Here is a 21,159-nt window from a genome sequence, read left to right as displayed (position 1 = left end):
GGCACGCCGTGGGAGATGCGTCACGGGTGTGTCCGGAGCGTGTAGAGCATGTGCGCACGGGGGAGAACCGCAACGACCGGGGAGGGTCCCACGGCCGACGATTCGTCACTCAACTCCACGCACACGCGACTTGGTGGCACGATGGTCCGCGGCGGGGGAGCGATGGCGACGGCCCCTCGACCGGTGACGCGTTCCGACCGCAAGGGTGTGATCAGTTGTGGCCATTTCACTGTCTGTGGTGCTGCTGTTGGCAGTGATCCTGGTGGTGATGATCAGGGGCGGCTCGATAAAGGCGGGGCCCGCCATCGTGGCGGTGCTCTTCGGTTTCTTCCTGGCCTCGACCGACATCGCGCCGTCGGTCAACCGGTTCATGAACTCCCTTGCGGACATGGTCAATCAGATCAGCTTCTAGCGCGGCCGCACCCCCGCGCGTTCCACGGCCGCGCACCCCTCGCGCGCCCGCGGCACAACAGCACACAGGCACGGGGCCCCGCCGAGCACCTGGGGGCGGACATCGTCCTCCGCGCGGAGCGCGGGTCCCGCAGCACGCCGAAGGGCCGGCCCTGTCAGGGCCGGCCCTTCGCGTTCCGAGCGGGCGACGGGAATCGAACCCGCGTAGCTGGTTTGGAAGACCAGGGCTCTACCATTGAGCTACGCCCGCAAGTACCCCGCTCCGTACGTCCGCCGCACGATCCCGGCGTCTGCTCGACGCCGTCACGGCCTCGGCCGGTACGTCCGTCGAAGCGGTACGCACTGCATCGTAGTGCATCCTCACCCGGCTCACGATCGTGACCTGGTGCCGGGGAGCCGACGAGCAGGCCCCGGCACCGCCGACCTGCCGGTACGCGTCCCCGGCGAACGGGAGGCGGCGGCCCTGCGCCCGGTCTCCCAACTCGTTCGACCCCACCGTTCTCCCGGCCCGCCCCGGCCCGGACCAGGGCGCTCAGCGCCGGCGGAGGTCCCGGTGGACCGCCTCTGCGACGTCCTGGATGGTGGCGATGCCGTAACCCATCGTCCTGTTGCCCTGCGAGAGAACGGCGATGCCGTAGTCGTTGCCGCCGTGGGTGAACGCCCCGACGCTGTGCACGCGCCAGGCTCCCGTGCTGCGCGGCAGCCAGCCGTTCTTGACGTGGACCGTGGCCGAGCCGGGTGCTCCGGCCGGTACGCCCCAACGCTGGCTCGGCACAACCCGGTTCATCAGTCTGAGGGCGTACGCGCGCGACGCCGGCGCGAGGACCGGATTGGGCGCGGTGAGCAGCCGCAGCAGCCTCACCTGGTCCCGGGCGGTGACCTGGGTGAGGCCCCAGGACATCTTCCGGCCGGGAGCGGTGTCCCGCATGCCGGCCAGCGACAGGAACTGCGCGAAGCGGTCCGGGCCGATCCGGCGCCACAGCGTGGACGTCGCCGCATTGTCCGACCTGGTGATCATCGCGGTGGTCAGGCGCACTTCGCGGGGCGTCAGCGCTCGGTGCTCCTCCTGGGCCTTGCGCAGCAGCGCCGCGAGCACCGAGACCTTGATGACGCTGGCCGAGTCGTAGCGCGCGTCGGCCCTGAACTCGCAGCTGCTCCCGGTGCGCCGGTCGTACACGGCGAGCGCCGGGCTGTCCTTGCGGTCGCGGACCGCGCCGGCGACGTCCTGCGCCAGCCGCGAGGCCAGACCCGGCTGGGCCGAGGTGCACACGACCTGCGAGCCCCCCACCCGGGCCTGTGCTGTGCTCGCCGCGGCGGGGCCGGCCGACGTCAGGACGCTGAGCGCGGACGCGGCGGCAACGGCCGCCGCTGCCGCCCGTCTCCCGGTGCCCGATGTGTGCGATCCGAACATGGAGGTTCCGTCCCGGTCTGGGTTGCTCTGTGGTGGTGACCTCCCGGCTCCGGTCACGAAGGAGGCGGCCGGCGGTCCGGGTTGTTCATTCTGCGAAGAATGTCACATGTGCTGGAGGCCCTCGGGTGGCAGTCGAGGTCTTCCGCGGGCTTGTGTCGCACGGACGGTGAGAACCGCGGGCGGGGCGGTGCCAGGGAGGCTTCCGCGGGCGTCCCGCCGCCGTCCCGCTGCCGGGAATGCCCGGGGCTGCCGACCGTGGGCCTGTCGGCCCGGCCCGTGGGCGTCGCGCTGGACATTTCCCAGTGTCACCCACTACCGCCGCTCTCCTGCCGTGGGCGATGTCACCCGCCCTCGCCTCCGAGGGGGCGGGCTTGTGATCACATCCCGAGTGCCGGGACGGAGCGAACAAGGGGACGGGCGGACAGCGGATATCGCCCGGAGGGGGAGGCCGGGGGAGGCGCAAGAGCCGGGGGCGGCCCGGTAGAAGGGCATGTACTCTACGTGTCGCACCGACGGGGTGTGGCGCAGCTTGGTAGCGCGTCCGCTTTGGGAGCGGAAGGTCGTCGGTTCGAATCCGGCCACCCCGACCACGTACTATGCAAGACGCGCGCGTGCCTGTGTCGTGTCCGGATTCCGAGCGGTTTGCGGGACACCCGGCAGAGCGCGAATTCCCCAAGCAGTCAGCCCCAAGGAGACCGACCGTGAAGAGCGCCGTGGAGACCCTGAACCCCACCCGGGTTCGGCTCACAGTCGAGGTGCCCTTCGAGGAGCTCAAGGACAGCCTCGACGCGGCGTACAAGAAGATCAACCAGCAGGTCACCGTCCCCGGTTTCCGCAAGGGGAAGATCCCTGCCCGGGTGATCGACCAGCGGTTCGGACGCGGCGCGGTGCTGGAGGAAGCGGTCAACGACGCGCTTCCGAAGCTCTACCAGTCGGCTGTCGAAGAGGGCGAGCTGAACCCGCTGGGTCAGCCCGAGGTCGACATCACGGACCTGAAGGACAACGAGCTGCTGTCCTTCACCGCCGAGGTGGACATCCGCCCCGAGATCACGATCCCCGACTACTCGGGCATCGAGGTCGAGGTCGAGGCCGCCGAGGTCTCCGACGAGGACGTGGACAAGGCCGTCGAGCAGCTGCGTGAGCGCTTCGCCTCCACCACGGTCGTCGAGCGGGCCGCCGCCGAGGGCGACGTGGTCAAGGTCGACCTTCAGGCGAAGGTCGACGGCGAGGTCCTCGAGGACGGCGTCGCGGAAGGCGTCGACTACACCATCGGCTCCGGCGAGCTCCTCGACGGCATCGACGCCGCCGTCACCGGCCTCGAGGCCGGCGGCGAGGCCACCTTCACCTCCGAGCTCAAGGGCGGTTCCGCCGCCGGCAAGGAGGCCGAGGTCTCGGTCAAGGTGCAGACGGTCTCCTCGCGTGAACTGCCCGCACTGGACGACGACTTCGCGCAGCTCGCCAGCGAGTTCGACACCCTCGGGGAGCTGCGCGAGGACAGCCGCAAGCGCCTCGGCCAGCAGAAGAAGTACGAGCAGGCCACCGAGGCGCAGGAGAAAGTGCTCGATGCCCTCCTCGGCCTCGTCGAGGTCCCCGTCCCGGACAAGCTGCTGGCGGACGAGGTCAACACCCGCAAGGACAACCTCGTCAACAACCAGCTCGGCCAGATGGGCCTCGACCTCGCGACGTACCTGCAGATGCAGGACAAGTCCGAGGAGGACTTCGACGCGGAGCTCAAGGAGCAGGCGGAGAAGGGCATCCGCACCCAGTTCGTGCTCGACGAGCTGGTCAACAAGGAGAAGCTCAACGTCAGCCAGGAAGAGCTGACCGAGCACCTCATGCGCCGTGCCCAGTCCTCCGGCATGAGCCCCGACCAGTTCGCGCAGGCCGTCGTCGAGGGCGGCCAGGTGCCGATGCTCGTCGGCGAGGTCGCGCGCGGCAAGGCGCTCGCCACCGTCGTCGAGAAGGCCACCGTCAAGGACACCAACGGCGAGACGGTCGACCTCGACGACGAGGAGGACGAGACCGCCGAGACGGTCGAGGCCGGGGCCACCGAGGCCGAGGCGGGCGCCGAAGCCGGCGACGAGTCCGGGCAGGCCGCCGCGACGGCCTCCGAGGACGCCTCGGACAAGAGCTCCGACGACGGGCAGGAGAAGAAGTCGGAGGGCTGACCGCCCTCTCCCCGCCCTCCCGCAGCCCGCACCGGAAGATCACGGCCGGGGCCCGCGCACCTCTCCCGTGCGCGGGCCCCGGGGCTGCACAGAGGGCCCATGGGACCTGCGCTGACAGCGAACAGCTCCCGATGCGGGATGGCTCCGTCGGTGCCGCGCGTTAGGGTCCCAAGTGCATGAAGACCCCAGAGACGGCACGCCCTCGGCTACCGTCCGGACACGAGCAGGTGGACACGTGACGCTTCCGATGCCTTCCGCCGCCGCTGAGCACCTTGGTGGTGGCCTCGGCGACCAGGTCTACAACCGGCTGCTCAACGAGCGGATCATCTTCCTCGGCCAGCCCGTCGACGACGAGATCGCCAACCAGATCACCGCTCAGTTGCTGCTCCTGGCGGCCGACCCGGACAAGGACATCTTCCTTTACATCAACAGCCCCGGTGGCTCGATCCAGGCCGGCATGGCGATCTACGACACCATGCAGTACATCAAGAACGACGTGGTCACCATCGCCATGGGCCTCGCCGCCTCGATGGGCCAGTTCCTGCTGAGCGCCGGCACCCCCGGCAAGCGTTTCGCGCTGCCGAACGCGGACATCCTGATCCACCAGCCCTCCGCCGGCCTGGCGGGCTCCGCCTCGGACATCAAGATCCACGCCGAGCAACTGCTGCGTACGAAGAAGAAGATGGCGGAGCTCTCCGCCCAGCACACCGGTCAGACGATCGAGCAGTGGACCCGTGACGCCGACCGCGACCGCTGGTTCTCCGCCGAGGAGGCCAAGGAATACGGCCTGATCGACGAGGTGTACGGCAGGGCGTCGCAGGTTCCGGGAGGCGGCGGTACGGGCGCGTGAGCCGCGCCGCAGGACAGCAGGCTCAGCAGCAGCGCAGCGACCGCAGTCAGCCCATCACCAGGAGAAGGCTCCGATGACCAATCTTTCCGGACTCCCCGCCCCCGGCGGACGCCCCGGCATGGAGAGCACGTACGCCTCCGAGGGCCGCTACACGGGCCCGCAGCCCGACTCCCGCTACATCGTGCCGCGGTTCGTCGAGCGCACCTCGCAGGGCGTGCGCGAGTACGACCCGTACGCGAAGCTCTTCGAGGAGCGCGTGATCTTCCTCGGCGTCCAGATCGACGACGCCTCCGCCAACGACATCATGGCGCAGCTGCTCTGCCTGGAGTCGATGGACCCGGACAGGGACATCTCGCTCTACATCAACTCGCCCGGCGGCTCCTTCACGGCGCTCACGGCCATCTACGACACGATGCAGTTCGTGAAGCCGGACATCCAGACGGTCTGCATGGGGCAGGCGGCCTCCGCTGCCGCCGTGCTGCTCGCGGCCGGCACCCCCGGCAAGCGGATGGCGCTTCCCAACGCACGCATCCTGATCCACCAGCCCTACAGCGAGACGGGCCGCGGTCAGGTCTCCGACCTGGAGATCGCCGCGAACGAGATCCAGCGCATGCGTGTGCAGTTGGAGGAGATGCTGGCGAAGCACTCCACCAAGGAGATCGAGAAGATCCGCGACGACATCGAGCGCGACAAGATCCTCACGGCTGAGGAGTCGCTCGAGTACGGGCTGATCGACCAGATCGTCTCCACCCGCAAGTCGTCCGTCGGCATGGGAGTCTGACTCCGGCGCACGTCACGTTCCCCCTTGGGGCGCCTCCATCGAGTCGTCCCAAGGGGGGCCCAATTCGACGGCCCGGCAGGGTACCGTCGTACACGCACGTACCTCGGTCCGACGGCTGATGGACCGGTCCCAGGCGAAGGGGAAGCACCTCGTGGCACGCATCGGTGATGGCGGCGATCTGCTCAAGTGCTCGTTCTGCGGGAAGAGCCAGAAGCAGGTGAAGAAGCTCATCGCAGGGCCAGGCGTGTACATCTGCGACGAGTGCATCGACCTGTGCAACGAGATCATCGAGGAGGAGCTCGCCGAGTCCTCCGAGGTGCGTTGGGACGAACTGCCCAAGCCCCGCGAGATCTCGGAGTTCCTCGAGGGGTACGTGGTCGGCCAGGAGGCTGCCAAGAAGGCGCTCTCCGTCGCGGTCTACAACCACTACAAGCGCGTGCAGGCCGGTGAGAACGGCGGCCCCCAGGGCCGTGAGGACGGCATCGAGCTCGCCAAGTCCAACATCCTGCTGCTCGGCCCCACCGGCTCCGGCAAGACGCTGCTCGCGCAGACCCTCGCCCGCATGCTGAACGTCCCCTTCGCCATCGCGGACGCCACGGCACTGACGGAGGCGGGTTACGTCGGCGAGGACGTCGAGAACATCCTCCTGAAACTGATCCAGGCGGCGGACTACGACGTCAAGAAGGCCGAGACCGGGATCATCTACATCGACGAGATCGACAAGGTCGCCCGCAAGAGTGAGAACCCGTCGATCACACGTGACGTCTCCGGCGAGGGTGTCCAGCAGGCGCTGCTGAAGATCCTGGAGGGCACTACGGCCTCGGTGCCGCCGCAGGGCGGACGGAAGCATCCGCACCAGGAGTTCATCCAGATCGACACGACGAACGTGCTGTTCATCGTGGGCGGTGCCTTCGCCGGGCTGGAGAAGATCATCGAGGCCCGCGCGGGTGCGAAGGGCATCGGCTTCGGCGCCACCATCCGCTCCAAGCGCGAGATCGAGGACAGCAACCAGTTCGAGGACGTCATGCCCGAGGACTTGGTGAAGTTCGGGATGATCCCCGAGTTCATCGGCCGGCTGCCGGTGATGACGAGTGTGCACAACCTCGACCGTGAGGCGCTGCTGCAGATCCTCATGGAGCCGCGCAACGCACTCGTCAAGCAGTACCAGCGCCTCTTCGAACTCGACGGTGTGGAATTGGACTTCGACCGCCCCGCGCTCGAGGCGATCGCCGACCAGGCGATCCTGCGCGGCACCGGGGCGCGCGGACTGCGCGCCATCATGGAGGAAGTCCTGATGTCGGTGATGTACGAGGTGCCGTCCCGCAAGGACGTCGAGCGCGTCGTGATCACCGAAGAGGTCGTCCACTCCAACGTGAACCCGACGCTCGTGCCCCGCTCGCGCAACGAGCAGGAGCGGCACGAGAAGAGCGCGTAAGGCGCATGAGCTTCTGCCCGCGCTCGGCCGCGGGCCCCGGCTCAACTTGTTGGCTCAACTGCCTTTGAAGTAAGGGCAGTTGAGCCAACAAGCACGATGAGACACAAGCACGACGAGACAAGCCCGAGAGGGGCGCGCGGCACGAGGCCGGGCGCCCCTCTCGTCGTGCTGTGATTCCTGTGCCGTTCTCCTGCGGTGTCCCTTGCCCGTGCCGGCCGACTCGGTCCTCGCAGCGCGGCCGTTCAGCCGCAGAGGCAGCCGCAGCCGCAGACCCAGTCGTCAGCCGGCCTCGACGAGTGCGTCCTTGCGTACCTTCGCCGTCAGTTCGGCGGTCTCCTTCAGGTCCACGGGCTTCGTCGACGTGCCGTCGTTGGTGAGGATCATGGATGAGACAGTGCCCACGGTGCTGGAGTCGGCCCAGCTGCACATCACCAGGCTCATCCTGGAGATCTTGTACTCCTGGCACTTGAGCACGTCGCCGTCGAAGCCGGACGGGGAGAACTTCCCGAGGTCGCCCTCCGCCTTGGCACCGGTCTCCGTCTTCAGCGACTTGCCCGTCTGCTCGAAGACCCAGTCGACGGCCTTCTCCGGGTTCGCCACGGAGCCGTAGGCGCCGCCGAGTTGCAGCTTCTTGGTGGTTCCGGTCTTGTACTCGGCGCTGACGTCCGCGTTGGAGGTCATCCCGGGCACCTTCTTGTTGTCGAAGGCCTCGCCGTCGCCCTTCTCGCCCTTGCCGTCCCGCTGGTACTCGCCCGCGACCGTCTTCGGCGTCGTCAGCCTGTATTCGGGAGCGTCGTCCGCGCCCATGTAGAAGTACGCGCCGAGCACGAGGCACACGACGAGCGCCGCGCCGGCGGCCACCGCCTTGGCCGGGCCGGTGAAGCCGCTCCTGCCACCGCCCGTCGTGCCCGTGCCGTCCTGGCCGGCGCCGCCGCCCTCCGGGGGCACCGGTGCGCCGGGCGCCGCCGACTCCGCCTGTCCGTGCACGGCCGGCTGACTGTCACTCATCGCTTGCGTCTCCTCCGTCAGGCGAGGGACCCCCGGCACACCGGCCGGAGGTCCCGGTACCGCAGCCCCGTGGGCTACTTGATCTCGACCCGTGCCTCGTCGCGCAGCTTCGTGGACAGCTCGGCGACGTCATCGATCGTCATGCTCCTGCCGGTCAGGACGGCGGCGGAGTCCTGAGCGGAGACCATCGCCACCGTGCTGTGGTCGCCCCACATGCACAGCGGCGCCTTGATCTCGGACGGACCGCCGCTTCCCGCGGACGTGGACGCGCCGAGACTGACCTTGATGATCTGGCACTTCATCACGGCGTCGTCCTCAAGACCGGCCGGCTCGACCTTTTCGGGGCTGCCCTCGAGTTCGGCCTTCCCGCCGGAGCGCTCCGCGTTCTTCTCGCTGTCCTCGGCCATCTTCGCGAAGGCCGTGTCGACCGTGGCCTCCGGGTCCTCTACCTCGCCCCAGACACCCTGGAAGTTGAGCTGCTTCACGGCCGTGCCGCTGCCGGACTTGTACGAGCCGTGTTCGCTCTTGGGGCCGCCGACGCCCGCCTTCTCGAACTCCGAGAGCTCGGACTGCGTCATCGGGTTCGTGGTGCCGTAACCGTCGTTCTTCTCGTACTCGCCGGCGACCGTCTGCGGCGACGTCAGCTTGTACTTCTTGCCGTCGTCGGCGACGGAACCGCCGCCGCCCCCCAGTCCGCCGAAGAGAAAGACTCCGCCGATGACGACACCCACGATGACCAGCGAGCCGATGATGATGGCGACCGTCCTGCCTCCCATGCCGCCGCCTCCCTGCGGGGGCATGGGAGGACCGGGCTGACCGTAAGGACCGGGCTGCCCGTACGGTCCCGGCTGCTGCGGATAGCCGTAACCGGGCTGGCCGGGCGGCTGCTGCGGATAGCCGTAGCCGGGCTGGCCCGGTGCCCCGCCCGGAGCGCCCTGGGCGTACGGATTCGGGCCCTGCGGCGGCTGTCCGTACGGTCCGGGCGGGGGCGGCTGCTGTCCGTACGGCCCCGGCTGGTTCTGACTCATGGCGGCGCTTCCCCTCCGTTGATGTGCGTCGCGTACGACGCGGTCGCGCTCGCGCTCACGCGCTGTGAGTACATCCTGGCGGACGCCCGGAGTGCCTACCTCACCGGTCCCCAAACCGATTCGAGACTGCGACATTGACGCCCGTACACTGCCGTCGTGACCGAGAACTCTCAGCAGCGCCCCGACTCCCGAGGGCCGAAAGCAGCAGCCCCCGCAGACCTTCCGACGCAGTACGCGCCGTCCGAGGTGGAGGAGGAGCTGTACGAGCGCTGGGTGGCTCGCGGTTACTTCGAGGCGGACTCCAAGAGCGACAAGCAGCCGTACACCATCGTCATCCCGCCGCCGAACGTCACGGGATCGCTTCACCTGGGCCACGCCTTCCAGCACACGCTGATGGACGCCCTCACGCGCCGCAAGCGCATGCAGGGCTACGAGTCGCTGTGGCTGCCGGGCATGGACCACGCGGGCATCGCCACGCAGAACAAGGTCGAGCAGCAACTCGCCGAAGAGGGCAAGTCCCGGCAGGACTTGGGGCGCGAGGCGTTCGTCGAGCGGGTCTGGCAGTGGAAGGACGAGTACGGCGGCAAGATCCTCGGCCAGATGCGCCGCCTCGGCGACGGCGTCGACTGGACGCGCGAGCGCTTCACCATGGACGAGGGCCTCTCCCGCGCCGTCCAGACCGTCTTCAAGCAGATGTACGACGACGGGCTGATCTACCGTGCCGAGCGGATCATCAACTGGTGCCCGCGCTGTCTCACCGCCATCTCCGACATCGAGGTGGAATACCAGGAGGACGACGGCGAGTTGGTCTCCATCAGGTACGGCGGAGGCGACGGCGAGGACGACTCCCTGGTCGTGGCCACCACGCGCGCCGAGACGATGCTCGGCGACACCGCCGTGGCCGTCCATCCCGACGACCAGCGCTACGCACACCTGCTGGGCCGGCACATCAAGCTCCCGCTCACCGACCGCACCATCCCGGTCGTCGCCGACGAGCATGTGGACCCGGAGTTCGGCTCCGGTGCCGTCAAGGTCACTCCCGCCCACGACCCGAACGACTTCGCGATCGGGCAGCGGCACGACTTGCCGGCGCTGACCGTCATGGACGAGCGGGGCGTCATCACCGCGCACGGCCCGTTCCAGGGCCTCGACCGCTTCGAGGCGCGGTCCTCGATCGTCGCCGCACTGCGCGAACAGGGCCGCATCACGGCCGAGAAGCGCCCGTACACCCACAGCGTCGGGCACTGCTCGCGCTGCAAGACGACCATCGAGCCGCGGCTGTCGATGCAGTGGTGGGTCGGCGTCGGCCCGCTCGCTCAGGCCGCGGGCGACGCGGTGCGCGACGGGCGCGTGAAGATCCACCCCGTGGAGATGTCGGCGCGCTACTTCGACTGGGTCGACAACATGCTCGACTGGTGCATCTCGCGCCAGCTGTGGTGGGGCCACCGCATCCCCGTCTGGTACGGGCCGGACGGCGAGGTCCGCTGCGTCGGCCCGGACGAGCAGCCGCCCACGGGCGAGGGCTGGACGCAGGACCCGGACGTCCTGGACACCTGGTTTTCCTCCGGCCTCTGGCCCTTCTCCACCCTCGGGTGGCCCGAACAGACCCAGGACCTGGCGAAGTTCTACCCGACCGACGTGCTGCTGACCGGGCACGACATCATCTTCTTCTGGGTCGCCCGGATGATGATGTTCGGGCTCTACGCGATGGACGGCGTCGCCCCGTTCCACACGATCGCGCTGACCGGCCTGGTCCGCGACGACCACGGCAAGAAGATGTCCAAGTCCAACCCCAACTCGGTCGACCCGCTGGACTGGATGAACGCCTACGGTGCCGACGCCGTGCGCTTCACGCTCACCAGCGGTGCCAACCCGGGCGCCGACGTGCCGATCGGCGAGGACTGGGTCAAGGCGTCCCGCAACTTCGCCAACAAGATCTGGAACGCCACGCGTTTCGCGCTGATGAACGGTGCGACGGTCGAGGGCCCACTGCCGGAGCCGTCCGAACTGGGCGCCACGGACCGCTGGATCCTCTCCCGCCTCAACTCCGTCGTCACCGAGGCCGACGGCTACTACGACGACTACCAGTTCGCCAAACTCTCCGACACACTGCGCCACTTCGCGTGGGACGAGGTCTTCGACTGGTACGTCGAGCTGTCCAAGACCACCTTCGCGGCGGGCGGCCGGCCCGCCGAGGTCTCGCGCCGAGTCCTCGGCGAGGTGCTCGACGTGATGCTGCGGCTGCTGCACCCGGTCGTCCCGTTCGTCACCGAGGCGCTGTGGACGACGCTCACTGGCGGCGAATCCCTCGTCACCACGTCATGGCCCGACGACTCCGGATTCCGCGACGCGGAGGCCGAGCGGGAGATCGCCACGCTCCAGGACGCCGTGACCGAGGTCCGGCGCTTCCGCGCCGACCAGGGGCTCCAGCCGGGCCAGCGGGTCCCGGCCCGGCTCACGGTGGCGGCTTCCCCGCTGGCGTCCCACGAGGACGCCATGCGGCAGCTGCTGCGGCTCCAGCCCGAGGGCGAGAGCTTCCAGGCCACGGCGTCGCTGCCTGTCGCGGGCGGCACGGTGGAGCTGGACCTCTCCGGCGTCATCGACGTCGACGCGGAGCGCAAGCGCCTGACGAAGGACCTGGACGCCGCAGGGAAGGAGCTCCGGCAGACGACGGCGAAGCTGGAGAACGAGGGCTTCCTCGCGAAGGCGCCCGAGCACGTCGTCGCGAAGATCCGGGAACGCCGCGCCACCGCCGAGGCCGACATCGCACGCCTCCGGCAGCAGCTCGAGCGGCTGCCCGGCGCGTAACGCCCCACGACGGACGGCCCGGCAGGGAAGGACCTGGGGCTGCGGGCGCGCGGGTCACGGCCGGCGCGTCCCGCGGCTCCCCGCCCGACGGGCCGCAGAGGGCCATCACCGCGGTCACGGTCCGGGCAGCGCCCCCGCTGCCGGACCGCCTCGTCTTCCGCGTCCGGGGGAGCGTCTCCGGGGGAGCGCTTCCGGTACGGCCGCCGCAGGAGGACCGCCGGGAAGGCGGCCCCGCCGCCCTACGTAGACTGGGCGCCGTGAGTGACCAGCCCCAGCCCCCCGAGCAAGGTCCCGGCGAAGACCCGGACGAGGAGAACGGCAGCACCCCGCCCTCCGAGTTCGAGGAGATCGTCGGAGCGGAGACCGACCGCGACCCGGACCTCGCGGTCATCGAGGCCGGCAGCCGCACCCTCCGCGCCCAGGCCGGCACTCCGCAGGCCGACGTGGTTCCGGGACGGCCCGAGGACCCGGAGACGGACCGCGCGCTGCGGGCGGTGGAGGCGGAGCTGATGGGCCGCTGGCCCGAGACCAAGCTCGACCCCTCCCTGGACCGCATCCGGGCGCTGATGGACGTGATGGGGGAGCCGCAGCGGGCCTACCCGTCCATCCACATCACAGGCACGAACGGCAAGACGAGTACGGCACGCATGATCGAGGCGCTGCTGAGCACCTTCGAGCTGCGCACCGGCCGGTACACCTCGCCGCACGTGCAGTCGATCACCGAGCGGATCAGCGTCGACGGAGCCCCCGTCAGCGCGGAGCGCTTCATCGAGACCTACGAGGACGTCAAGCCGTTCGCGGAGATGGTCGACGCGCAGCAGCCGTACCGTCTCTCCTTCTTCGAGATGCTGACGGGCATGGCCTACGCGGCGTTCGCCGACGCCCCCGTCGACGTCGCCGTCGTCGAGGTCGGCATGGGCGGCAGCTGGGACGCCACGAACGTGATCGACGCGGGCGTCTCCGTCGTCACGCCCATCTCGCTCGACCACGTGGCACGTCTCGGTGACACCCCCGAGAAGATCGCCGGTGAGAAGTCCGGGATCATCAAGAAGGACGCCACCGTCGTTCTCGCCCAGCAGCCTGTCGAAGCGGCCTCCGTCGTGCTGAAGCGGGCCGCCGAGGAGGAGGCGACGGTCGCGCGGGAGGGCCTGGAGTTCGGCGTCGTCTCGCGCGAGGTCGCCGTCGGCGGGCAGCTGCTCACGCTGCGCGGACTGGGCGGTGAGTATCCGGAGATCTTCCTGCCCATGCACGGCGCGCACATGGCGCACAACGCCGCCGTCGCGCTCGCAGCCGTCGAGGCCTTCTTCGGCGTCGGTACGCGGCAGACGGACCAAGGCCGCACACTCGACGCCGACATCGTCCGGCAGGCCTTCGCATCCGTCTCCTCGCCCGGCCGTCTGGAGCTGATGCGCACCAGCCCGGCGGTGCTCCTCGACGCCGCGCACAACCCGGCGGGGGCCCGCGCCACCGCGGAGGCGATCACCGAGGCGTTCAGTTTCAGCCGCCTCGTGGGCGTGGTCGGTCCCAGCAGCGACAAGGACGTACGGGGTCTGCTCGAGGCATTCGAACCGATCTTCGCGGAAGTGGTACTCACCCGTAACTCCACGTCCCGGGCGATGGACGTCGACGACCTGGCAGCGGTCGCCGTCGAGGTCTTCGGCGAGGACCGTGTGCAGGTCGAACCCCGGCTCGACAGCGCGCTGGAGGAGGCGATCACGCTCGCCGAGGAGGAGGGCGAGTACGCGGGCGCGGGCGTCCTGGTCACGGGTTCCGTCATCACGGCCGGCGAGGCCCGGCTGCTGCTGGGGAAGGAGCGCTAGTGCGCACTCTCTGCGCGAGCACGCTGCTCGGTGAGTTCTTCGTCATCGGCTTCGCCGGTCTCGTCGCCATGCGCACCAGCGATCTGCCGGCGGGCACCGTCTGGACGGTGTGCGGCGTGGCGATGGCCCTGTGCCTGCTGCTGTGCGGCGTGCTGACCCGCCCGGGCGGCATCCCGCTGGGCTGGGCGCTCCAACTGGGCTTGATCGCCTCGGGATTCGTCGTTCCCGCCATGTTCTTCCTGGGCGCCTGCTTCGCGGGACTGTGGTGGGCGTCCGTCCACTTCGGCCGGAAGGTGGACGAGGCGAAGGCGGAGCGTGCCCGCCTGGAGACCCGGCCTGACACTGCGTGACGGTGACCGTCGCCGCCCGTGTAGCCTCTGGGCATCCGTAAGCAGCCACATCCCCGACCCTGACCTCCCCGACGCCTGACGTCCCCGACGGCAGGGCGCACGATCCCGAGGAGCCCCCCCATGAGCGAGCGCACCCTGGTACTGCTCAAGCCCGATGCCGTACGCCGCGGTCTGATCGGTGAGATCATCGGCCGGATCGAGAGCAAGGCAAACTGGGCCGTCACAGCACTGGAGTTGCGCACGCTCGACCGCTCCACGCTGGAGCAGCACTACGCGGAGCACGTCGGAAAGCCCTTCTACGAGCCGCTGGTGGAATTCATGGCTTCGGGGCCGTCGGTCGTGATGGTCGCCGAAGGTGAGCGCGTCATCGAGGGAGTGCGTGCGCTCGCCGGTCCGACGGACCCGATTGCCGCGCCGCCCGGCTCCATTCGGGGGGACTTCGGCACGATTGTGCGGGAGAACCTAATTCACGCATCGGACTCCGCGGAGTCTGCCGAGCGCGAGATGAAGATTTTTTTCCCGGACTTCAGTTAGGGTCCAGCTGACGCGTCATCAGTCGTCAGAGCCTGGATGACCTGGGGCGACCGACATTTTCCGGTCGCCCCTCGGCATATGCACCCGGTTTCGGGGGAACTCATCACCCCGACACGACGTCACTGATTGCAGGGACGACGGCTGTTGCGCCGACAATGGCGGGACACCCTCGCTACGTGTTCGAGTCCGCGTCTACGATGGAACCTCGCGTCTCCACAGTGTTAGCGCGGATCACCCTCTCCTGCCGTCCTCCCACACAAATCGCTCCAGTTGGAAGGCCAGACGCATCCTATGGCGAACAACATGTCGTTCATCGGCCGTGATATGGCTGTCGACCTCGGGACCGCCAACACGCTGGTGTACGTCAGGGGTCGCGGGATCGTCCTCAACGAGCCGTCGGTCGTCGCCATCAACACCAACACCGGCGGCATCCTCGCGGTAGGCGCCGAGGCGAAGAAGATGATCGGCCGCACCCCGGGCAACATCGTGGCCGTGCGTCCGCTGAAGGACGGCGTCATCGCCGACTTCGAGATCACAGAGCGGATGCTCCGCTACTTCATCCTCAAGATCCACAAGCGTCGTTATCTTGCGCGTCCGCGTGTGGTCATCTGCGTTCCGTCCGGCATCACCGGAGTCGAGCGTCGCGCCGTCATCGAGGCGTCCACGCAGGCCGGTGCCCGCCAGGTGCACATCATCGAGGAGCCGATGGCCGCCGCGATCGGCTCCGGACTTCCCGTGCACGAGGCCACCGGCAACATGGTCGTCGACATCGGCGGCGGCACCACCGAGGTCGCGGTGATCTCGCTCGGCGGCATCGTCACGGCACAGTCGATCCGCGTCGCCGGCGACGAGCTGGACAACGCGATCATCCAGCACATCAAGAAGGAGTACAGCCTGCTTCTCGGCGAGCGCACCGCCGAGAGCATCAAGATCACGATCGGTTCCGCGCACTCCCTCGACAAGGACGAGCACACCGAGATCCGTGGCCGCGACCTGGTCAGCGGCCTCCCCAAGACGGTCGTCATCTCGGCCGCGGAGGTCCGCCGGGCCATGGAGGAGCCGGTCAACGCGATCGTCGACGCGGTGAAGACCACGCTCGACAAGTGCCCGCCCGAGCTGTCCGGCGACGTCATGGACCGCGGGATCGTCCTCACCGGCGGCGGCGCACTGCTGCGCGGTCTGGACGAACGGCTGCGCAGCGAGACGGGGATGCCGATCCACATCGCCGAGGACCCGCTGGATTCCGTGGCGCTGGGCTCCGGGAAGTGCGTGGAGGAATTCGAGGCGCTTCAGCAGGTCCTCGATTCCCAGCCCAGGCGATGATCTGAAACGAGCGATCCGCCGTGCGGTCTGCCGCATGTACGACCACCAGTCCGCCTGTGGATCGTTGACAGTTCCGGGACACCGCAGAACTGCTCCGGAACGGACACGGTCCGACCGACTGAGGAAAGGCACGGCCGCCGCACGTGAGGGACACCCGAGAGAGCCGGCTGCTGCTCGTCCTTCTGATCGCCATCGCGTTCGCACTGATCACGGTGGACATCAGGAAGGGCGAGCAGTCTCCGATGGACAGCGCGCGGCATGTGGCCGCTTCCGCCTTCGGGCCTGTGGAGAACGGGGTGTCGGCCGCTGTCGATCCCGTGGGGAACTCCATCGCCGCCGTCCGCGACTCCGGCGTGCGGCACGACCGCATAAGCCGTCTGGAGGCCGAGAACGCGAAGCTGAAGCAGCGGCTCGGCTCCAGCGACCGGCACCGTGCACGGTCCCAGGAGCTGGACAGGCTGCTGAAGACCGCCGGCGCCGGCGGCTACGGGCTCAAGGGCGCCCAGGTCATCGGAATCGGATCCGCACAGGGTTTCTCCTGGACGGTCACCATCGACGCCGGCACCCGGGACGGGATCACGCGGGACATGACGGTCATCAACGGCGACGGCCTCGTGGGCCGTGTCACGACCGTCAGTTCCTCCACCTCGACCGTGCTGCTCGCCAACGACCCCGACTTCTCCGTCGGCACCCGCATGGAGAAGAGCAGCGAACTGGGCTTCGCCACGGGCCACGGCGGCGACGCCATGACGGTCCAGCTCCTCAACGGCAAGGCGCACGTGAAGAAGGGCGACCGGATAGTGACTTTCGGTTCGCGGAACAACAAGCCGTTCGTGCCGGGTGTGCCCGTGGGGACGGTCTCCAAGGTCGACAGGACGGCGGGGGATCTCACACGCAGCGTCAACGTCCGTCCGTTCGTCAGCTTCAGCAAGCTCGACATCGTGGGCGTCGTCGTCAAGCCGCCGCGTACGGACCCGCGTGACGACGTGCTCCGGGCGAAGAAGCCGCCGAAGCCCAAGCCCGCGCCCACGGTGACCGTCACCAAGACGCCGAAGCCCGACGCTTCGGAATCCAGGAGCTGACCGATGTACCTCAACCGGATCCTGCTCTCGGCCGTCCTCGTCGTCGGCGCCCTGATCGCGCAGGTGAGCGTGCTGGCGCGGCTTCAACTGCCCGGTGCCGTGCCCGATCTGCTGCTGCTCGTCATCCTCGGTCTGGCCATGGTCTACGGGCACACCGCCGGAGCTGTGACGGGTTTCCTCGGCGGGCTCCTCGCGGACCTCGCGCCGCCCGCGGAGCACGCGGTGGGCCGGTACGCGCTCGTGCTGTGCATCATCGGTTACGCGGCGGGCCTGACCAAGCCCGAGGGCACGCAGCACCGCTCGGCGACGGTGCCGATGCTCGTCGTCGCCAGTACCGCCGTCGGATCGACGCTGCTGTACGCGGGCGTCGGCACCCTCGTCGGCGACACCGCGGCGGGCCAAGTGGGGCTGTTGCTGCTGCTGTTCACCGCGACCCTCTACGACCTGCTGCTCGCGCCGTTCGTCGTGCCGCTTGTCATGTGGGCGGCCCGCCGAACCGAGCGCGGAGTGATCACCTCCGACGCGTCGGGGGTCGGAAGTATGGGCAGAAGTGACAAAGGCGCCTACGGCTGGCTCACTTCGGGTACGGGACTTCAAGTCGGCGGCAGCCTCTTCAACAAGGGTCGCAGCGGCGGCCCGGTGCGCAACGCCCGCAATGGCAAGGCCGTCCGGATGGGCATCCAGCGGGGCAGTCTGCTGGACCGGTCGTCCCGCAAAGGCAGGTCCGGGAAGATCAAGGGGGTCAAGCGGCTGTGAGCAACATCCCTGAGACCGGGCGCAGTCCCCGGGTGACCATCCGGCTCGTCGCCATCCAGATCCTGGTGATGTCACTGCTGCTCACCCTCGGGGGCCGCCTTTGGTATCTCCAGGTCCGCAACGGCGACCAGTACCAGAAGGAAGCCGCGGGCAACCACGTGCAGCAGGTCGTGCAGCCCGCGAGCCGCGGCTCCATCCTCGACGCGCGTGGCGTGCCGATCGCGGACAACGAGACGCGTCTGGTGGTCTCCGCCTCCCGCACCGAACTGATGAAGATGGACGACAGCGGCAAGGCCGTGCTGACCAGGCTCGCCAACGTCCTCGACATGAAGCCGAAGACCGTGCGGGACAAGGTCAGGCTCTGCGACGCGAAGACCCCTCAGCCGTGCTGGAACGGCTCGCCCTACCAGCCGATCCCGGTCACGGACGACGCCACGACCCAGCAGGCCCTGCAGATCCGTGAACGGGCCGAGGACTTCCCCGGCATCACCGCCGAACCGACCGCTCTGCGCCGCTACCCGTCGCCCTACGGCTCCCGCACGTCGCAGGTGCTCGGCTACCTCTCGCCGGTCACCGACGAGGAGATCAGGAAGACCAAGAACACCGACTCGCCCTTCCTCTCCTCCGACGAGATCGGACGCTCGGGGCTGGAGCGCACGTACGACGCCATACTGCGCGGCAGTTCGGGCGTGACGCGGTACGAGGTGGACAACCTGGGGCGTGTGATGGGCCGGGCCAAGAGCGACAAGGCCGAGCCGGGCTCCAGCCTCGTCACGAGCATCGATTCACGCGTGCAGGCAGTCACCGAGAACGAGTTGCTGACGGCGATGAAGAACGCGCGCAAGCAGCACGACAAGAACACCAACAGGAACTACAAGGCGGACGCGGGAGCGGCCGTCGTGATGGAGAACAAGACCGGGCGGGTCGTCGCGATGGCCTCCAACCCCGAGTACGACCCGAACGACTGGGTGGGCGGCATCTCCGGCAAGAAGTACAAGCAGCTCACCGGAAAGAAGTCCAACTACCCGCTGCTCAACCGCTCCATTCAGGGCCTCTCGGCGCCCGGCTCCGTCTTCAAGGTGATCTCCACCGCCGCCGCGGTGAAGGCCGGCAACAAGTTCGGCGGCAACTACAACTGTTCCTCCTCGTACAACGTCGGCGGCCAGACCTTCAAGAACTACGAGTCGAAGAGCTACGGGACGATCGACCTCGGCCGCGCGCTGGAGGTCTCCTGCGACACCGTCTTCTACGACCTCGCCTACAAGCAGTGGCTCAAGGACGGCGGCAACAACCCGAAGAAGAACGCCAAGGACCACTTCTACAAGGCCGCACACGAGTTCGGCCTCGGCGGGAAGACCGGAGTCGACCTGCCCAACGAGGTCGAAGGCCGCGTCCCGGACCGCCAGTGGAAGAAGGACTACTGGAAGGCCAACAAGGACGCCTGGTGCAAGCAGGCGAAGGACCCCAAGTCGTACGCGGACAAGATCGCCAAGGAGAACTGCGTCTCCGGCATGAAGATGCGGGCCGGTGACAGCGTCAACTACTCCATCGGGCAGGGCGACACCCTCGTCACGCCCATCCAGATGGCCACCATCTACTCGGCGATCGCCAACGGCGGCACCCTGTACAACCCCACCCTGGGCAAGGCGACCATCGGGCCGAAGGGCAAGACCATAAAGGAGATCGAGCCGGAGTCCCACGGCAAGCTGCCCGTGAAGAAGAGCCTGCTGAAGAAGATGGACAAGGCCCTCGCCGGTGTCGCCGAACGAGGCACCGCGGCCTGGCGCTTCGGTGACGCCGGCTGGCCCCAGGACAAGATCAAGATGCACGCCAAGACCGGTACGGCCGAGGTCGCCGGCAAGCAGACCACGTCCTGGTTCGCGACGTACACCAAGGACTACACGATCGTCATGACGATCGCCCAGGGCGGTACCGGATCCGGTGCATCCGGTCCGGCGGTGCGCAACATCTACAACGCCATCTACGGGGTCGACTCGGACGGCAACCTCGACGAGAACGCCGCACTGCTGCCGAACCCCGAGGAGGAACTCCCGAAGGTCGACGGCCACGGCAACATCGAGGCCCGGGAGGACGAGGACTTCAAGAAGCGTGCCGAACGCGCGGTGAAGGGCGCGCCCGCCGAGGGAGCGACCGGATGAGCACCCACTCCTACTCCCTCAGCGGCTACGGACCGCAGAAGAAGTCGGCGTGGGGCAGGCTCACGGCACGCGACTCGGCGGTCTGGCGGCTGGACTGGGTCATGGTGCTGGCAGGCATCAGCCTCTCCATCGTCGGCTCGCTCCTGGTCTGGTCGGCCACGCGCAACCGCACCGACCTCAACCAGGGCGACCCGTACTACTTCCTCACCCGTCACGTGGTCGGCCTCCTCGTGGGGCTGCTGCTGATGGCGGGCATGGTGTGGCTGGGCCATCGCAGGGTGCGGGGGGCGGTGCCGTTCCTGTACGGCGCGTCCTTGCTGCTCGCGCTCCTCGTCCTCACCCCGCTCGGCGCGACCATCAACGGGCAGCGCGCCTGGCTCCATCTCGGCGGCGGATTCTCGCTGCAGCCCGCCGAGTTCATCAAGATCACCGTGATCCTCGGCATGGCCATGCTACTGGCCGCGCGCGTGGACGCGGGGGACCGGGAGTATCCCGACCACCGCACCGTGCTCCAGGCGCTGGGCCTCGCGGCGGCGCCGATCGTGGTCATCATGCTGATGCCCGACCTCGGTTCAGTGATGGTCATGGTCATAATCGTTCTGGGAGTGCTGCTCGCCTCCGGCGCCTCGAACCGGTGGATCGTCGGGCTGTGCGTCACGGGCACCGCCGGGGCCGTGCTGGTCTGGGCGCTGGGGCTGCTGGACGAGTACCAGATCGACCGCTTCGCGGCCTTCGCCAACCCCGCGCTGGATCCGTCCGGCGTCGGTTACAACACCAACCAGGCGCGCATCGCCATCGGTTCGGGCGGGCTCGTCGGCAAGGGGCTGTTCGAGGGGTCGCAGACCACGGGCCAGTTCGTGCCCGAGCAGCAGACGGACTTCGTCTTCACCGTCGCGGGTGAGGAACTGGGCTTCCTCGGCGGCGCGTTGATTATTCTGCTGCTCGGTGTCGTGATCTGGCGTGCATGCCGCATCGCCCGTGAGGCCTCGGAGCTCTACAGCACGATCGTCGCTGCCGGAGTGATCGCCTGGTTCGCCTTCCAGTCGTTCGAGAACATCGGGATGACGCTGGGGATCATGCCGGTCGCGGGACTTCCGCTTCCGTTCGTCTCCTATGGCGGTACGTCGATGTTCGCGGTGTGGATCGCGCTGGGGCTGCTGCAGTCGATCAGAGTGCAGCGTCCCGTCTCGGCGTAGCGGCAGTAGCCGTTGCCGGGGTCGTTTCAGGGACGCCGC

The 21,159-nt window shown here is 68.6% G+C and carries 17 protein-coding genes and 2 tRNA genes; 15 read left to right on the top strand and 4 right to left on the bottom strand.

Going from position 1 to position 21,159, the window contains the following annotated elements; translation table 11 throughout:
* Window positions 1-217 precede the first annotated feature (217 nt).
* The gene (locus tag EV375_RS08150) at window positions 218-412 is read left to right on the top strand and encodes a hypothetical protein (RefSeq protein WP_055485007.1); all 195 of its coding nucleotides are present in this window, start codon (window positions 218-220) and stop codon (window positions 410-412) included.
* Between the two features lie 178 nt (window positions 413-590).
* Here EV375_RS08150 and EV375_RS08145 read toward each other — a convergent pair.
* Together EV375_RS08145 and EV375_RS08140 are read right to left on the bottom strand one after the other, a co-directional pair.
* A tRNA-Gly gene (locus EV375_RS08145) sits at window positions 591-661 on the bottom strand.
* A 282-nt stretch (window positions 662-943) separates the two neighbouring features.
* The gene (locus EV375_RS08140; RefSeq protein ID WP_130298847.1) at window positions 944-1,822 is read right to left on the bottom strand and encodes a serine hydrolase; all 879 of its coding nucleotides are present in this window, start codon (window positions 1,820-1,822) and stop codon (window positions 944-946) included.
* 513 nt (window positions 1,823-2,335) lie between these two features.
* Here EV375_RS08140 and EV375_RS08135 point away from each other — a divergent pair.
* The 5 genes from EV375_RS08135 to clpX all read left to right on the top strand — a co-directional run bounded on the left by EV375_RS08135 (window position 2,336) and on the right by clpX (window position 7,056).
* A tRNA-Pro gene (locus EV375_RS08135) sits at window positions 2,336-2,412 on the top strand.
* A gap of 111 nt (window positions 2,413-2,523) precedes the next feature.
* A complete protein-coding gene (tig, locus tag EV375_RS08130) occupies window positions 2,524-3,990 on the top strand; it encodes a trigger factor (RefSeq protein ID WP_130298846.1) in 1,467 nt (488 codons plus the stop codon).
* Between the two features lie 247 nt (window positions 3,991-4,237).
* Window positions 4,238-4,840, top strand: a complete 603-nt coding sequence (locus EV375_RS08125) for an ATP-dependent Clp protease proteolytic subunit (RefSeq protein WP_107097596.1) — start codon at window positions 4,238-4,240, stop codon at window positions 4,838-4,840.
* A 118-nt stretch (window positions 4,841-4,958) separates the two neighbouring features.
* Window positions 4,959-5,621 (top strand): ATP-dependent Clp protease proteolytic subunit, encoded by a 663-nt coding sequence (locus EV375_RS08120; RefSeq protein WP_130301693.1) that lies wholly within the window; start codon window positions 4,959-4,961, stop codon window positions 5,619-5,621.
* A 151-nt stretch (window positions 5,622-5,772) separates the two neighbouring features.
* Window positions 5,773-7,056 (top strand): ATP-dependent Clp protease ATP-binding subunit ClpX, encoded by a 1,284-nt coding sequence (gene clpX, locus EV375_RS08115; RefSeq protein WP_130298845.1) that lies wholly within the window; start codon window positions 5,773-5,775, stop codon window positions 7,054-7,056.
* A 279-nt stretch (window positions 7,057-7,335) separates the two neighbouring features.
* On the opposite strand, the gene EV375_RS08110 is transcribed toward clpX, so the two are convergent.
* Window positions 7,336-8,064: a hypothetical protein gene (locus tag EV375_RS08110; RefSeq protein ID WP_130298844.1), complete on the bottom strand. Its 729-nt coding sequence runs from the start codon at window positions 8,062-8,064 to the stop codon at window positions 7,336-7,338.
* A 74-nt stretch (window positions 8,065-8,138) separates the two neighbouring features.
* Entirely contained in the window at window positions 8,139-9,092 is a 954-nt protein-coding gene (locus EV375_RS08105; protein ID WP_130298843.1) for a hypothetical protein, read from the bottom strand.
* A 156-nt stretch (window positions 9,093-9,248) separates the two neighbouring features.
* Here EV375_RS08105 and EV375_RS08100 point away from each other — a divergent pair, with 156 nt between their 5' ends.
* From EV375_RS08100 to rodA, 9 genes are all read left to right on the top strand, one after another.
* Window positions 9,249-11,900 carry a valine--tRNA ligase gene (locus EV375_RS08100; protein WP_130298842.1) on the top strand — a complete coding sequence of 884 codons (2,652 nt, stop codon included), beginning with the start codon at window positions 9,249-9,251 and terminating at the stop codon, window positions 11,898-11,900.
* 347 nt (window positions 11,901-12,247) lie between these two features.
* Entirely contained in the window at window positions 12,248-13,720 is a 1,473-nt protein-coding gene (gene folC, locus EV375_RS08095) for a bifunctional tetrahydrofolate synthase/dihydrofolate synthase (protein WP_486588712.1), read from the top strand.
* Window positions 13,720-14,070: a DUF4233 domain-containing protein gene (locus EV375_RS08090; RefSeq protein WP_130298840.1), complete on the top strand. Its 351-nt coding sequence runs from the start codon at window positions 13,720-13,722 to the stop codon at window positions 14,068-14,070. Before folC ends, EV375_RS08090 begins: the two co-directional genes overlap by 1 nt.
* A 120-nt stretch (window positions 14,071-14,190) precedes the next feature.
* The gene (gene ndk / locus EV375_RS08085) at window positions 14,191-14,604 is read left to right on the top strand and encodes a nucleoside-diphosphate kinase (RefSeq protein WP_055484998.1); all 414 of its coding nucleotides are present in this window, start codon (window positions 14,191-14,193) and stop codon (window positions 14,602-14,604) included.
* A gap of 303 nt (window positions 14,605-14,907) precedes the next feature.
* Entirely contained in the window at window positions 14,908-15,927 is a 1,020-nt protein-coding gene (locus EV375_RS08080) for a rod shape-determining protein (RefSeq protein ID WP_028431807.1), read from the top strand.
* Window positions 15,928-16,070: 143 nt separating this feature from the next.
* Window positions 16,071-17,009, top strand: a complete 939-nt coding sequence (gene mreC / locus EV375_RS08075; protein ID WP_130298839.1) for a rod shape-determining protein MreC — start codon at window positions 16,071-16,073, stop codon at window positions 17,007-17,009.
* 3 nt (window positions 17,010-17,012) lie between these two features.
* Window positions 17,013-17,765 (top strand): rod shape-determining protein MreD, encoded by a 753-nt coding sequence (gene mreD, locus EV375_RS08070; protein WP_130298838.1) that lies wholly within the window; start codon window positions 17,013-17,015, stop codon window positions 17,763-17,765.
* Window positions 17,762-19,924, top strand: coding sequence for a penicillin-binding protein 2 (gene mrdA / locus EV375_RS08065; protein WP_130298837.1), 2,163 nt, complete (start codon window positions 17,762-17,764; stop codon window positions 19,922-19,924). The genes mreD and mrdA overlap by 4 nt, the downstream gene beginning before the upstream one ends.
* Window positions 19,921-21,120 carry a rod shape-determining protein RodA gene (rodA, locus tag EV375_RS08060; protein WP_130298836.1) on the top strand — a complete coding sequence of 400 codons (1,200 nt, stop codon included), beginning with the start codon at window positions 19,921-19,923 and terminating at the stop codon, window positions 21,118-21,120. The genes mrdA and rodA overlap by 4 nt, the downstream gene beginning before the upstream one ends.
* Window positions 21,121-21,159: the final 39 nt, after the last annotated feature.

This window comes from Streptomyces sp. CNZ301, assembly GCF_004217425.1.
The sequence above is the reverse complement of the archived record's forward strand: the minus strand, read 5'-3'. Positions and strand labels throughout refer to the sequence as shown.

Excerpts from the sequence above, each read along its gene's own strand:
- ndk (WP_055484998.1), top strand. The coding sequence starts at position 14,191 with ATGAGCGAGCGCACCCTGGTACTGCTCAAGCCCGATGCCGTACGCCGC.
- EV375_RS08125 (WP_107097596.1), top strand. The coding sequence starts at position 4,238 with ATGCCTTCCGCCGCCGCTGAGCACCTTGGTGGTGGCCTCGGCGACCAG.
- EV375_RS08110 (WP_130298844.1), bottom strand. The coding sequence starts at position 8,064 with ATGAGTGACAGTCAGCCGGCCGTGCACGGACAGGCGGAGTCGGCGGCG.
- mreD (WP_130298838.1), top strand. The coding sequence starts at position 17,013 with ATGTACCTCAACCGGATCCTGCTCTCGGCCGTCCTCGTCGTCGGCGCC.
- EV375_RS08105 (WP_130298843.1), bottom strand. The coding sequence starts at position 9,092 with ATGAGTCAGAACCAGCCGGGGCCGTACGGACAGCAGCCGCCCCCGCCC.
- EV375_RS08120 (WP_130301693.1), top strand. The coding sequence starts at position 4,959 with ATGGAGAGCACGTACGCCTCCGAGGGCCGCTACACGGGCCCGCAGCCC.
- EV375_RS08080 (WP_028431807.1), top strand. The coding sequence starts at position 14,908 with ATGTCGTTCATCGGCCGTGATATGGCTGTCGACCTCGGGACCGCCAAC.
- EV375_RS08140 (WP_130298847.1), bottom strand. The coding sequence starts at position 1,822 with ATGTTCGGATCGCACACATCGGGCACCGGGAGACGGGCGGCAGCGGCG.
- rodA (WP_130298836.1), top strand. The coding sequence starts at position 19,921 with ATGAGCACCCACTCCTACTCCCTCAGCGGCTACGGACCGCAGAAGAAG.